This is a genomic window from Brachybacterium endophyticum (assembly GCF_003130585.1).
Classification (GTDB): domain Bacteria; phylum Actinomycetota; class Actinomycetes; order Actinomycetales; family Dermabacteraceae; genus Brachybacterium; species Brachybacterium endophyticum.
Map to the genome: position 1 here is coordinate 973,846 of NZ_QFKX01000001.1, position 12,784 is coordinate 986,629.

Genomic DNA, 12,784 nt, shown 5'->3' on the forward strand with positions numbered 1-12,784 from the left:
GAGAGCGGATCCCGATCCGTGGCGACCGATTCCGAGGAGAACCCTGTGGCACGACTGTTCGGCACCGATGGCGTGCGCGGCACCGCGAACGTGGACATCACCGCGGAGCTCGCGGTCGACCTCTCGGTCGCGGCGGCCCATGTGCTGGCCGACTTCGGCGCGTTCGACGGCACCCGGGCGCGCGCGATCGTGGCTCGCGACCCGCGCCCCTCGGGCGACTTCCTGAGCGCCGCCGTGTGCGCCGGACTCGCCTCCGCCGGCATCGACGTCGAGGACGCCGGCATCCTGCCCACCCCGGGCCTCGCCCATCTGGTGCAGACCTCCGGGGTCGAGCTCGGCGTGATGATCTCCGCCTCCCACAACCCCTCGGCCGACAACGGCATCAAGTTCTTCGCCCGCGGCGGCACCAAGCTGCCCGACGAGGTCGAGGACGCGATCGAGGCGCGTCTCGGCGAGGACTGGCAGCGGCCCCTGGACACGGCCGTCGGCACGATCCGCGAGTACGGGGGCGCCGTCGAGCAGTACGTCGAGCACCTCACCTCGACCCTGGATCGCAGCCTCGAGGGCCTCACGGTCGTCGCCGACTGCGCGAACGGCGCCGCCTGGCAGACCGGTCCGGCCGCCCTGCGCGCCGCCGGCGCGACGGTGCACGTGATCGGCGACCGCACCGACGGCAAGCAGATCAACGAGGACTGCGGATCGACGCACCTGGGCCCGCTCCAGGCCGCCGTGCGCGAGCACGGGGCCGACGTCGGCGTCGCCTTCGACGGCGACGCGGACCGCTGCCTGGCCGTGGACGCCGAGGGACGTGAGATCGACGGCGACCAGATCATGGCGATCCTGGCCGTGGACCTCAAGGAGCGCGGCCTCCTGCACGACGACCTGCTCGTGGTCACGGTGATGAGCAACCTGGGCCTGAAGATCGCGATGAAGGAGCACGGGATCACCCTGGGCCAGACCTCCGTCGGCGACCGCTACGTGCTCGAGGAGATGAACCTGGGGAACTTCTCGCTGGGCGGCGAGCAGTCCGGCCACGTCATCATGGCCGCTCACGCGACCACCGGCGACGGTGAGCTCACCGCCCTGCACCTGCTGCAGCGCATCGCCCAGACCGGGCGCACCGCCCGCGAGCTCGCCGACGTCATGACCCGTCTGCCGCAGGCGCTCATCAACGTGCGCGACGTCGACAAGGCCCGCGCCTCGATCGACCGCGCCGTCCTGGACGCCGTCGCGGCGACGGAGGCCGAGCTGGGGGAGTCCGGGCGCGTGCTGCTGCGCCCCTCGGGCACCGAGCCCGTCGTGCGGGTGATGGTCGAGGCCCCCAGCGACGAGATCGCGACCTCCGCGGCCGAGAAGCTCGCGGGCATCGTGAGCGAGCGCCTCGCGCTGAACTGACGCCCGTGCTCGACGTTCTGTCCCGGATCTCCGGGGGCGGGGCGCCGGACCTCCGGGGGCGGGGCGCCGGACCGGAGTCCTCGAGGCGCGTCCTCGAGCGAAGTCCTCAGACGCGTCGCAGGAGCACGCTGCGCACGCGGTGATCCTGATCCTTGCGCAGCACGAGGTCCGCGCGCCCGCGGGTGGGCAACACGTTCTCGGCCAGGTTCGGGCCGTTCACGGAGTCCCAGATGCCCTCCGCGGTCGCCCGCGCCTCCTGGTCGGTCAGCTGCGCGTAGCGGTGGAAGTAGGAGCGCGGGTCGCTGAAGGCGGTCTGGCGCAGGCGCAGGAACCGCTCGATGTACCAGCGCCGGATCACGTCCGTGCGCGCGTCGACGTACACCGAGAAGTCGAAGTAGTCCGAGACCGCCACCCCCAGTCGCCCGTCGCGCCGCGGTCGCGCGGGCTGCAGCACGTTGAGCCCCTCGATGATGAGCACGTCGGGCCGCTGGACGACGACGCTCTCACCGGGGACGCGGTCGTAGACCAGGTGGGAGTAGACCGGCGCCTCCACGCGCCGGGTCCCGGCCTTCACCTCCGCCACGAAGCGCAGCAGCGCCTTGCGGTCGTAGCTCTCGGGGAAGCCCTTGCGGTGCAGGATCCCGCGCGCCTCGAGCTCCGCCGTGGGCAGCAGGAAGCCGTCGGTCGTCACCAGCTGCACCTCGGGGGTGTCCGGGCGGCGCGCCATCAGCTCACGCAGCAGACGGCCCGTCGTGGACTTCCCGACCGCCACCGACCCGGCCACGCCGATCACGTAGGGGGTGCGCTGGAGCGGCTGGTCGAGGAAGCCACCGCGCGCCCGGCGCAGGTTCTGCGCCGAGCTGACCTGGATGTTCAGCAGGTGCGAGATCGGCCGGTAGACCGCGTCGATCTCGTCGAGGTCGAGCCTGTCCCCGAGACCCCGCAGGTTCTCCGCGTCCTCGGCGGTGAGGGGGAGCGGGGTCTGGTCCGACAGTCGAGCCCAGTCCTCACGGCGGATCTCGTCGAACGGGGTGAACGACCCATGGACCGCGTGCGAGCTCATGGTCATCCATTCTTCCACCGTCGGACCCGGCGCGGGGCCGACGACACCCCCGTGGGACGGGGCACGCCACGATCCGTGCCGCGAGCGCTGCCGGAGAGCCGCGCCGGAACGCGGCGAGAGGCCTCCTGCATGATCGTGACAGGACGTGCGCACGGCCTGTCACGTCCGGGCACGAGGCCCGGGGATCGTGAGGGAAACCTCCCGCGAACAGGTCGGACGAGCATTGCCGTGGGCTCCGCTGCGGTTAGCGTCGAGGGCATGTGTGGAATCGTCGGCTACGTGGGCGCTGCCCCCGCCTCCTCCTCGTCCCGTCCCATCGACCTCGCCCTGCAGGGCCTCGCGCGTCTGGAGTACCGCGGCTACGACTCGGCCGGCATCGCCGTGATCGACGAGAGCCAGGTGTGCGTCGCCAAGAGCGCCGGCAAGCTGCAGAACCTCCGTGAGGAGCTCTCCGGCCAGGAGTCCTCGACCTCGCGGGTCGCGATCGGTCACACCCGCTGGGCGACGCACGGCGCGCCCACCGACACCAACGCCCACCCGCATCTGGGCGGGAAGCACGACGAGCTCGCGCTCGTGCACAACGGCATCATCGAGAACTTCGCCCCGCTGCGCGCCGAGCTCGAGGCCGACGGGTACGCCTTCCGCTCGGAGACGGACTCCGAGGTCGCCGCCCACCTGGTCGCGCGCGAGATGGAGCGCGCCGAGGACCTGACCACCGCGATGGCCGGTGCCGTCGCCCGCCTCGAGGGTGCCTTCACCCTGCTCGCCGTGCACCGCGACGCCCCCGACCGCGTGGTCGCCGCCCGCCGCAACTCCCCGCTCGTCATCGGACTCGGCGAGGGCGAGAACTACCTGGGCTCGGACGTGGCCGCCTTCGTCGACTCGACCCGCGAGGCGCTCGAGGTCGGGCAGGACCAGATCGTCACCGTCACCGCCGACGACGTCGTCGTCAGCACCTTCGCCGGCGAGGTCGTCGCCGAGCCCAAGCGGTACACCATCGAGTGGGACGTCGCCGCCGCGCAGAAGGGCGGCTACGACTCCTTCATGGCCAAGGAGATCCACGAGCAGGCCACCGCCGTGGCCGACACCCTGCGCGGACGCATCGAGTCCGGCGCCCTGCACCTGGACGAGATGAGCATCGACCCCGCCGTGCTGCGCAGCGTCGACAAGATCATCGTCGTCGCCTGCGGCACCGCCGCGAACGCCGGCAACGTCGCCAAGTACGCCATCGAGCACTGGTGCCGGATCCCCACCGAGGTCGAGCTCGCCCACGAGTTCCGCTACCGCGACCCGATCGTCACCGAGAAGACCCTGGTGGTCGCGATCTCCCAGTCCGGCGAGACCATGGACACGCTGATGGCCATGCGTCACGCGCAGGAGCAGGGCGCGAAGGTCGTCGCGATCTGCAACACCCACGGCTCGACCATCCCCCGAGAGGCCGACGCGGCGCTGTACCTGCACGTGGGCCCCGAGATCGCGGTCGCCTCGACCAAGGCCTACCTGGGACAGATCACCGCCTGCTACCTGCTGGGTCTCTACCTCGCACAGGTCCGCGGGAACCTCTTCCCCGACGAGATCGCCGCCCTCATGGAGGACCTCGACCAGCTCCCCTCGCAGGTCCAGCGGGTCCTCGACGACGCCACCCAGGTCACCGACCTCGCCCAGTCGATGGCCGAGGTCACCAGCGTGCTGTTCCTGGGCCGTCACGTGGGCTACCCCACCGCCCTCGAGGGCGCGCTGAAGCTCAAGGAGATCGCCTACATCCACGCCGAGGGCTTCGCCGCCGGCGAGCTCAAGCACGGGCCGATCGCCCTGGTCGAGGAGGGGCAGCCGGTGTTCGTCATCGTGCCCTCCCCGCACGGACGCGACTCCCTGCATTCCAAGGTGGTCTCGAACATCCAGGAGGTGCGCGCCCGCGGCGCCCGCACCCTGGTCATCGCCGAGGACGGCGACGACGACGTGCTGCCCTACTCCGACGTGGTGCTGCGCGTGCCCGCGACCCGCACCCTGTTCGCGCCGCTGCTGTCGGTGATCCCGCTGCAGATCTTCGCGTGCGAGCTCGCCGCGGCCAAGGGTCTCGACGTCGACCAGCCCCGCAACCTGGCCAAGTCCGTCACCGTGGAGTGAGTCCCGCTCGCGCCGACGGGCCCGTCCCGTCGGCGCGATCGGTGTGATACTGCCGGGGTGAGTGAACCAGACCTGGCATCGACCCCGCGCGCCTTCGCCCCGCGTGAGGACGGCACCGTCGTCGGCGTCGGCGTCGACGTGGTGGGCATCGAGCGCCTCGAAGCGCTGATCGCCCGCACCCCCGCGCTGCTCGACCGCCTCCTCACCCCGGGCGAGCGGCTGCTCTCGCCGGCCTCCCGGGCCGCGCGCGTCGCCGCGAAGGAGGCCGTCGGCAAGGCGCTCGGCGCCCCCGGCGACTACTCCTGGCAGGACGTGACCGTCGAGCGCACCGAGGCGGGGCGCCCCTATCTGGTGTTGGGCGGGGCGACCCTCGCGGCCGCCCTGCGCCAGCAGGTCGCCCACCTGCACCTCTCGCTCTCGCACGACGCCGACGTCGCGACCGCGGTGGTGGTCGCCGAGCGCGACCCCGCGGCCCGCGCAGGGGAGGGGGCAGCATGATCCGCGCCTTCACCACCGAGCAGGTGCGCGACGCGGAGAAGCCGCTGCTCGAGGCCGGAGAGCCGCTGATGCAGCGCGCCGCCACCGCGCTCGCCCTGCGGACGCTGCGACTCCTGCGCCAGGACGGCGCGCCCCTGCCCGGGGCGCGCGTGCTCGTGCTCGCCGGGCCCGGGAACAACGGCGGCGACGGCCTGTTCGCCGCCGCCCGGCTGCGCCGACGCGGCGTGGCGGCCGACGCGCTCGCTGTGCTGGGCCGTCACCACGAGGACGGAGCCCGGGCGCTGCGCACCGCCGGGGGCCGCGTCCACGTCGCCGGGAGCGGCGGGACGGGGGAGCGGGACCGCGAGGAGGATCCCACCTCGCTGTTCTCGCGGCTGACGGCCTCGCACGGCGTGGACCTCGTGCTCGACGCGGTCACGGGGACCGGCGGCCGCCCCGAGCTCGCTCCCGCGGTGCGCTCCCTGTTCGACGCGGTCCGGGAGGCCGGTGCCCCGGTCCTCGCCGTCGACGTCCCGAGCGGGACCGATGCCACCACCGGGATCGCGGCCGAGGGCGCCCTGAACGCCCGCGAGACGGTGACCTTCGGCGCCATCACCAGCGGGCTGCTGCTGCCCGGGTGCGCCGACCTCGCCGGCACCGTGCACCTGGCCGACATCGGCCTCGCCCCGCAGCTCCCGGACGTCCCCGACCTGTTGCGCCTGGACGACGGTTCCGCCGCCGAGCTGTGGCCCCGCCCCTCGCGCGATGCCGACAAGTACAGCCGCGGCGTCGTCGAGATCACCGCCGGCTCCGCGACCTACCCCGGTGCGGCCGTGCTCTCGACCAGTGGTGCCGCCCGCGCGGGAGCGGGGATGGTGCGGCTGGACGCGCCGCAGCGCGTGGTCGACCTGGTGCTGCAGCGCCGGCCCGAGGTGGTCGGCGACCGGGGGAAGCACCAGAGCCGCGTGGTCGGCTCCGGGGTGCCCGCCGAGGACGAGCGGCTCGCCGACGCGCTCGAGGACCTCGCCCACGGCACCCGGCCGCACGAGGAGACCCGCCTGCCCGGCGTCGTCGACGCCGGCGGACTCGAGGCGATCGGCCCCGGGGACCGCTTCCACGAGGGCGTCGTCCTCACCCCTCACGCCGGGGAGGCCTCGCGCCTGGCCGAGAAGCTCGGGGTGGATGCCTCGCAGCCCGCGCCCCGTCTCGCCCGCGCACTGGCCGAGGCGACCGGAGCGACCGTGCTGCTGAAGGGGGCTGTGACGATCATCGCGCCCCCGGATCCCGACCAGCCGCTCCTGAGCCAGGACGACGCGACCGCCCAGCTCGCGACCGCCGGCGCCGGTGACGTGCTCGGCGGAGTGCTCGGATCCCTGCTCGCAGCGGGTCTGCCCGGCCCCCGTGCCGCGGCGCTCGCCGCTCTCGTGCACGGCCGCGCAGCGCGGGCCGCCGCCCGCGGAGGCCTCGCCCCGATCGCCGCCCTGGACGTCGCCGAGCACGTGCCCGCCGTGGTCACGACTATCCTTGCCGGGGCCGCACGGAGACATCCGTCGGACGAGGCAGGAGGAGCATGAGCATCCCGATCCCCGCGGAGGACCCCCGACACGTGCCCAACAGGGCCGTCGTGGACACCTCCGCGATCACTCACAACACGCGCGTGATCGCCGACTCGCTGCGCGAGCACACGGCCCTGATGGCCGTGGTCAAGGGCGACGGCTACGGCCACGGGATGCTCAACGCCGCCCGTGCCGCGATCGAGGGCGGGGCGACCTGGCTCGGCGTGGCCCACCCCGCCTCCGCGCTCGCCCTCTCCCGCGCCGGGATCGAGGTGCCGATCTTCAGCTGGCTCTACGAGCCGCACACCGCGGCCGAGATCCTCCCGGCTGTCGTCGCGGAGGGCGTCGAGATCTCGGTGGGAAGCCTCGCGATGCTCAAGCTCGTCGCCGACGCCGCACGTCAGGCGGATCGGCGGGCGCGCGTGCACGTCAAGATCGACACCGGGATGGGACGCAACGGTGCCCTGCCCGGGAAGGTCCCCGCGATCGGGTCCGCTGCCCGGGAGGACGAGTTCATCCGCCTCAGCGGCGCCTGGACGCATCTCTCGGCGGCCGACGACCCCGAGGACCCGATCACCGATCAGCAGGTCGAGCAGTTCGACGCCGCCTGCGCGGCCCTCGAGGAGGAAGCGGGCCCGGTCCCGCTCCAGCACATCGCGAACACGGCGGCGACCCTCAGCCGTCGCGACCTCCACCGCGACATCGTCCGCCCGGGCATCGGGCTCTACGGCTACCCGCCGGTGGCCACGGACCTGGACCTGCGACCCGCCCTGACCGTGACCAGCCGACTGGCCATGATCAAGGACGTCCCCGCCGGGCAGACCGTCGGCTACGGACACATCCACACCACTCCCGCGCCCACCAAGCTCGGTCTGGTCCCGATCGGCTACGCCGACGGGCTCCCGCGCGCGGCCTCGGAGGGCGTCTCGGTGCTCGTGCGGACCTCCGAGGGCGACCACCGTGCCCCGCAGGTCGGGCGCATCAGCATGGACCAGATCGTCGTGGACCTCGGCTCCGACTCGGTCGCCCGCACCGGCGACGAGGTGATCCTCCTCGGCTCCGAGCAGTACCTCGCCCCGGCCCCCGCCACGCAGCAGCGCGCCGAGCCCGCACCCTCCCCGGAACCAGAGGAGGCCCCGGAGGCGGCCACCGAGGACGAGGGATCCGCCGCCGTCGCGGCCACCGCGCCCGAGGACGCCCCCGAGACCGCGACCACCGCTGCGAGCGAGGCTCCCGCGGCCGAGGGCCCCTCGAACGACTCCGAGCCGCCGGGGCCCGACGCCCTCCCGCTGCCGGATCTCACCGCTCCCGAGGACGCGGCGGAGGACACCATCGGGTCCGGGGACGCCGAGCGCTCCGGCGGTGCCGAGGGGCCGGGCACGGCCTGGGAGCTGCCCGAGGGGCATCCCGGTGTGCCCACCGCCGAGGACTGGGCGCGCGCCGCCGGGACCATCTCCTACGAGGTCCTCACCTCGGTCACCAACCGCGTGCCCCGCGAGGTGCGCTGATGAGCTCGTCCGGGACGGCCGTCCGTCTGCGCACCGCCGGCGCCCGGCAGACCCGAGAGATCGCCCGCGAGCTCTCCGCCCTGCTGCACCCCGGCGACCTTCTCGTCCTGGACGGGCCGCTCGGTGCGGGCAAGACCACCTTCACCCAGGGGCTCGGCGAGGGGCTGGGCGTCCGGGGGCCCGTCGCCTCCCCGACGTTCGTGATCTCGCGCGTGCACCCGAACCTCGGCGACGGCCCGGCCCTCGTCCACGTGGACGCCTACCGGCTGGGCGGCGGCGCCGACATCGACGACCTCGACCTCGACTCCGAGCTCCCGCGCGCCGTGATGGTCGTCGAATGGGGCAGGGACGTCGTCGAGCAGCTCAGCGACTCCCACCTGCTCGTCGAGCTCTCCCGCGCCGAGGGCGCGCAGGGCGCCGACACCGACGTCGCCCCCGAGGACGCCGCGGCGGGCGATGTCGCGACGGCCGACGCCGCAGCGAGCGACGACCAGGCCACCGAGGAGTTCGACGAGCACCGCACCGTGACGCTCACCCCCGTGGGCCCGGCATGGGACGAGGCACGCACACAGGGACTGCGGGAGGCCCTCGAGGGCCTGCCGTCGACGTCGGAAGGACAGCAGGGATGATGTGGCTCGGGATCGACACCTCCGGCGCCGTCGGCGTCGCCGTCGGCGACCGTGAGAGCGGCGAGGTGCTCGCCGCCCACCAGGACGAGCGCGCCCGTCATCACGACGAGGTCCTGATGGAGCTCATCGACCGGTGCCTCCGCGAGGCCGGCGGTCAGCGCAGCGACCTCGAGGCGGTCGTCGCCGGGCGTGGCCCGGGGCCCTTCACCGGCCTCCGGGTGGGACTGGTGACCGCCCGCGAGATCGCCTTCGTCCTCGACCTGCCCCTGTACGGGCTGTGCTCCCTGGACGCCCTCGCGCTGCAGGCGGCGAGCGAGGCCCCCTCGGCCCGTGACCTCGTGGTCGCCCTCGACGCGCGGCGACGCGAGGTCTACTGGGCCCGCTACTCCCGCGACGCGGGCGACGACTCCGGGGAGCCCGCCACGACGCCTGCCGCCGAGGCTCCCCTGACACGGGTCGCCGGCCCCACGGTGTCCGCGCCCGCCGACATCGCCGAGGGGATCACCGCGGCGGACGTCGTCGCCGGGTCCGGCGCCCTGCTGCACGCGGAGCAGCTCCGGCCGACGTCCGCCCTCGCGCACGCCGACCCCGGATTCCTGCTGCGCGAGGCGTGGCGCGCCCTCGATGCGGGTCAGGACCTCACCTCGACCGAGCCCCTCTACCTGCGCGAACCCGACGCCAAGAAGCCCACGGCCCGCAAGAGCGCCCTGGGCCGCGCGTGACGTGCCGATGAGCGGCGACGCCGCCGGGGCACCTCTCGAGCGGGACGGACTACCGGACGGGGCACGGATGCGTCCGGCCGATCTCGCGGACGCCCCAGCGCTCGCCGAGCTCGAGCACGAGCTGTTCCCCGAGGACGCCTGGAGCCTGGCGATGCTGAGGGACGAGATCGCCCACCCCTCCCGGCACGTCGTCGTGGTCGAGGTCGCCGACGGGTCTGCGCCGCGTCCGCGCAGCGCCGGCCCGATTGGCACCCCGCTCGAGGCGGCGTCCGACGCCCCGTCGCGCCGCATCATCGGCTACGCGGCCGTGATGCTGCTGGGGGACTCCGCGGACCTGCACACCATCGGGACCACGAGACCCGGTCGGGGCGTGGGCCGGGCACTGCTGGACTGGGCGCTGCGCACGACCCGCGAGGATGGCGCGAGCGCGCTGCTGCTCGAGGTGCGCGAGGACAACACCCGGGCGCGGCACGTCTACGAGGCGGCGGGGTTCCGCGACATCGGTGCGCGCCGTGGCTACTACCCGGGGCCCGACGGGCCCGTCGACGCACGCGTCATGATCCGCGAGCTGCCCACCGACTGACCCGGTCGTCGACCGGCCCGACCATCGGCCGACCCGATCACGCGCCAATCCGATCAGCGACGATCCGATCAGCGACGAGCCGACCGGGCCCGACTTCGACCGTCGGCATCCGTGGTGTCACACGTGGTGGTGCACGCGTTGGAAGAGATCGACGTAGCCCGATTCCAGGCGCTTCTCGGCCAGGCGCAGCCCGAACACCAGCACGATGATGCCGATCGCGAGCGAGAGCATCCCGGCCGCGAGCACGATCATCGGTGCCTGCGCCACCAGCCCCCAGATCGCGATCCCCAGCGCGGGCAGCTGCGGGACGAACACCCCGGCGGTCGCCGCGAGCATCGCGACCATCGCGCTCGCGCTCGAGGAGGAGCGGTCCTTCATCGGGTTCGTGCCCGGCGCCGCCGTGGGGTACGGCATCAGCGTGCCGATCAGCGAGGAGACGCCCCAGCCGCCCACCGTCAGGCCGAGCGTGCCGAGCACGAGGGGGAGGATGAACTGGGCGCCGCCCATCAGCAGCGGCACCGCGATCGCGGCGAGCAGCAGGAACGGGGTCGTGAACAGGGCCATCGCAGCGACGCGGCCGCGCAGGTTCGCCCGAGCCGGCACCCCTGCGGTGATGTTCACCCAGCCGGCCGGGCCGTCGAACCCGACCTCGTTGGCCAGGGTGATCCCGCTGATCGCGCCCACCAGCAGCACTCCCATGTAGGAGGTGGCGCGGCTGTCCGGGTTCACCAGCCCCATGCACACGAAGAACGCGAGCATGACCGGCATGATGACGATCGAGGCGAAGTACCGCGAGTCCCGACGCCAGTAGCGCAGCGAGCGGCCCATGACGGCTCCGAACGGGGTGGACCGCGCGAGCCGCGGGACCAGGGCGGAGACCTTCGCGTCGCCCGAGGATGCATCTCCCACCAGGGCCGAGCGCATCGCGAGGTCGAGGCTGCGTCGCCACCACAGCCACACCACGACGATCGTCGCGGCACCGATCAGGGCGCGGACGAGCGCGGGGAGGACGGACCCCTCGGCGAGGTCCACGGGGACCGCGAACAGGGCGCCCAGCGGCGTCCACGCCCCGATCCGGGACGCGAGCGGGAGCACGCGCTCCCAGAACGCGATGGTGGCGCCGTCCATGGTCTGCCCGAGCAGGGAGAACCCGTAGACCGCGGCCAGCACCACCGCGATGCCGATCACCCCGCCCAGCTCACGGCCGCGGCGCGAGGAGGCACGGGAGGCCTGGTGGGCGAGCACGGCGCGCGGGAGCAGCAGGCACAGCACGATCCCGCTCAGGTGCGCGGGGATCACCGCGAGGATCGCCAGGACCATCCACAGCGGCCCTGCGGCATGCAGCGCCGCCCAGACGACGACCCCGACGCTCACGATCCCGACGCCCAGCACCGTGAACAGGGTGGGCAGGCTGATCGCGGCGGCGACCAGGAGGCCGGGCTGCAGCTCCTTCGCGGTGCGCGGGTAGACGGCGAGCTTGCGCGGGTCCAGGGAGTCGTCGATCCCGAAGGCGACCAGGGGCAGCAGGACCCACACCAGCACCAGGACGGTGCCGAGACCGCGCACGACCACGGGCAGCAGGCCGCCGTCGGCGTCGGCCGCGACCAGCACGCTCACCAGAGCGACCAGGGCGACCATCCCGCCGACGCCGTACAGGCCGCCGAAGATGGTGCCCACCAGCTTGCCGACGTTCTTGCGGAAGGATCGCCGCCACAGGATCCACTTGAGCCGGGCCAGCAGTCGCACCAGGGCGAGGCTGCGCACGCTGCCGTGCAGGGCGCCGCCCGCGGCGGTGATGTCGGCCGCGGCCCGGGGATCGGGGGAGTTCACGACTGCAGCCATGACAGGCTCCCCTCCTCGACCTCGCCGCCGCCGACGGCGTCCATGAAGCGCTGCACCAGGCTGCCGCCGGCGCGGACCTCATCGAGCGTGCCGTCGGCCAGGATCTCCCCGCGGGCGATGATGGCGACGTGCGAGCACAGCTCCTCGACGAGCTCCATGACGTGGCTCGAGAGCACCACGGTGCCGCCGCCGGCGACGAAGGCCCGCAGGATCTGGCGGATGCGCTGACCGGAGACCGGGTCGACCGCCTCCAGCGGCTCGTCGAGCACGAGCAGCCGCGGGGCGTGGATGAGGGCGCAGGCGAGCAGGATCTTCTTCGTCATGCCGGCCGAATAGTCCACGACCAGCTTGCCGTCCTCCGCGGCGAGATCCATCGCCTGCAGCAGGGAGTCCGTGCGCTCGTCGACGACCGCAGGCTCCATGCCGCGGATCAGCCCCACGTACGTCAGCAGCTCACGGCCGGTGAGACGGTCGAAGGTGCGCAGGCCGTCGGCGAGGACACCCATCTGCGCCTTGGCGCGATCGGGTTCGGCCCACATGTCGGCCCCCAGCACGTGGGAGCTGCCGCCGTCGGGCCGCAGCAGTCCCGTCGCCATCGAGAGGGTGGTGGTCTTGCCGGCGCCGTTGGGTCCGACGATCCCGTAGAAGGAGCCGCGCGGGATCGAGAGGGTGATCCCGTGGACGACCTCGTTGCCGTCGAAGGACTTGCGCAGCCCGTCGACGTGGAGGGCGAAACCGTCCCGGCCCGCGGTCGAGGTGGACGAAGGAGGAGGGAAGGCCTGGGCATCGGCTGTGTGCTGGCTCATACCGTGAGCGTACGGTGCGGGCACCTGGGGGAGGACCCTCCGCGGGCGGCAGCCGTCCCCGACCTAAGTCGATCAG

General features: G+C 73.4%; 11 protein-coding genes. 8 read left to right on the forward strand and 3 right to left on the reverse strand.

What is annotated here, in order from left to right; genetic code table 11:
- Positions 1 to 45: 45 nt before the first annotated feature.
- Complete coding sequence (glmM, locus tag DEO23_RS04320) at positions 46 to 1,395, forward strand: phosphoglucosamine mutase (RefSeq protein WP_109274724.1); 1,350 nt, start codon at positions 46 to 48, stop codon at positions 1,393 to 1,395.
- A gap of 106 nt (positions 1,396 to 1,501) precedes the next feature.
- On the opposite strand, the gene coaA is transcribed toward glmM, so the two are convergent.
- Positions 1,502 to 2,458, reverse strand: coding sequence for a type I pantothenate kinase (gene coaA / locus DEO23_RS04325; RefSeq protein ID WP_109274837.1), 957 nt, complete (start codon positions 2,456 to 2,458; stop codon positions 1,502 to 1,504).
- Positions 2,459 to 2,716: 258 nt separating this feature from the next.
- Here coaA and glmS point away from each other — a divergent pair, with 258 nt between their 5' ends.
- From glmS to DEO23_RS04360, 7 genes are all read left to right on the forward strand, one after another.
- Entirely contained in the window at positions 2,717 to 4,585 is a 1,869-nt protein-coding gene (glmS, locus tag DEO23_RS04330) for a glutamine--fructose-6-phosphate transaminase (isomerizing) (protein WP_109274725.1), read from the forward strand.
- Between the two features lie 57 nt (positions 4,586 to 4,642).
- Positions 4,643 to 5,083, forward strand: a complete 441-nt coding sequence (locus DEO23_RS04335) for a holo-ACP synthase (RefSeq protein ID WP_109274726.1) — start codon at positions 4,643 to 4,645, stop codon at positions 5,081 to 5,083.
- Positions 5,080 to 6,636 (forward strand): NAD(P)H-hydrate epimerase, encoded by a 1,557-nt coding sequence (locus tag DEO23_RS04340; protein WP_109274727.1) that lies wholly within the window; start codon positions 5,080 to 5,082, stop codon positions 6,634 to 6,636. Before DEO23_RS04335 ends, DEO23_RS04340 begins: the two co-directional genes overlap by 4 nt.
- Positions 6,633 to 8,126, forward strand: a complete 1,494-nt coding sequence (alr, locus tag DEO23_RS04345; RefSeq protein ID WP_109274728.1) for an alanine racemase — start codon at positions 6,633 to 6,635, stop codon at positions 8,124 to 8,126. Before DEO23_RS04340 ends, alr begins: the two co-directional genes overlap by 4 nt.
- Positions 8,126 to 8,755, forward strand: a complete 630-nt coding sequence (tsaE, locus tag DEO23_RS04350) for a tRNA (adenosine(37)-N6)-threonylcarbamoyltransferase complex ATPase subunit type 1 TsaE (protein WP_109274729.1) — start codon at positions 8,126 to 8,128, stop codon at positions 8,753 to 8,755. The genes alr and tsaE overlap by 1 nt, the downstream gene beginning before the upstream one ends.
- Positions 8,752 to 9,477 carry a tRNA (adenosine(37)-N6)-threonylcarbamoyltransferase complex dimerization subunit type 1 TsaB gene (gene tsaB, locus DEO23_RS04355; protein WP_240613199.1) on the forward strand — a complete coding sequence of 242 codons (726 nt, stop codon included), beginning with the start codon at positions 8,752 to 8,754 and terminating at the stop codon, positions 9,475 to 9,477. The genes tsaE and tsaB overlap by 4 nt, the downstream gene beginning before the upstream one ends.
- Positions 9,478 to 9,544: 67 nt before the next feature.
- A complete protein-coding gene (locus tag DEO23_RS04360; RefSeq protein ID WP_240613200.1) occupies positions 9,545 to 10,060 on the forward strand; it encodes a GNAT family N-acetyltransferase in 516 nt (171 codons plus the stop codon).
- Positions 10,061 to 10,177: 117 nt separating this feature from the next.
- Here DEO23_RS04360 and DEO23_RS04365 read toward each other — a convergent pair whose 3' ends face one another.
- Both DEO23_RS04365 and DEO23_RS04370 read right to left on the reverse strand, forming a co-directional pair.
- On the reverse strand, positions 10,178 to 11,902 hold the full coding sequence (locus DEO23_RS04365; RefSeq protein WP_109274731.1) for a hypothetical protein: 1,725 nt from the start codon (positions 11,900 to 11,902) through the stop codon (positions 10,178 to 10,180).
- Positions 11,887 to 12,708, reverse strand: a complete 822-nt coding sequence (locus DEO23_RS04370) for an ABC transporter ATP-binding protein (RefSeq protein WP_109274732.1) — start codon at positions 12,706 to 12,708, stop codon at positions 11,887 to 11,889. Before DEO23_RS04370 ends, DEO23_RS04365 begins: the two co-directional genes overlap by 16 nt.
- Positions 12,709 to 12,784: the final 76 nt, after the last annotated feature.

Coding starts and splice junctions, on each gene's coding strand:
- tsaB (WP_240613199.1), top strand. CDS start 8,752: ATGATGTGGCTCGGGATCGACACCTCCGGCGCCGTCGGCGTCGCCGTC.
- alr (WP_109274728.1), top strand. CDS start 6,633: ATGAGCATCCCGATCCCCGCGGAGGACCCCCGACACGTGCCCAACAGG.
- DEO23_RS04370 (WP_109274732.1), bottom strand. CDS start 12,708: ATGAGCCAGCACACAGCCGATGCCCAGGCCTTCCCTCCTCCTTCGTCC.
- DEO23_RS04360 (WP_240613200.1), top strand. CDS start 9,545: ATGCGTCCGGCCGATCTCGCGGACGCCCCAGCGCTCGCCGAGCTCGAG.
- DEO23_RS04340 (WP_109274727.1), top strand. CDS start 5,080: ATGATCCGCGCCTTCACCACCGAGCAGGTGCGCGACGCGGAGAAGCCG.
- coaA (WP_109274837.1), bottom strand. CDS start 2,458: ATGAGCTCGCACGCGGTCCATGGGTCGTTCACCCCGTTCGACGAGATC.
- glmS (WP_109274725.1), top strand. CDS start 2,717: ATGTGTGGAATCGTCGGCTACGTGGGCGCTGCCCCCGCCTCCTCCTCG.
- DEO23_RS04365 (WP_109274731.1), bottom strand. CDS start 11,902: ATGGCTGCAGTCGTGAACTCCCCCGATCCCCGGGCCGCGGCCGACATC.
- tsaE (WP_109274729.1), top strand. CDS start 8,126: ATGAGCTCGTCCGGGACGGCCGTCCGTCTGCGCACCGCCGGCGCCCGG.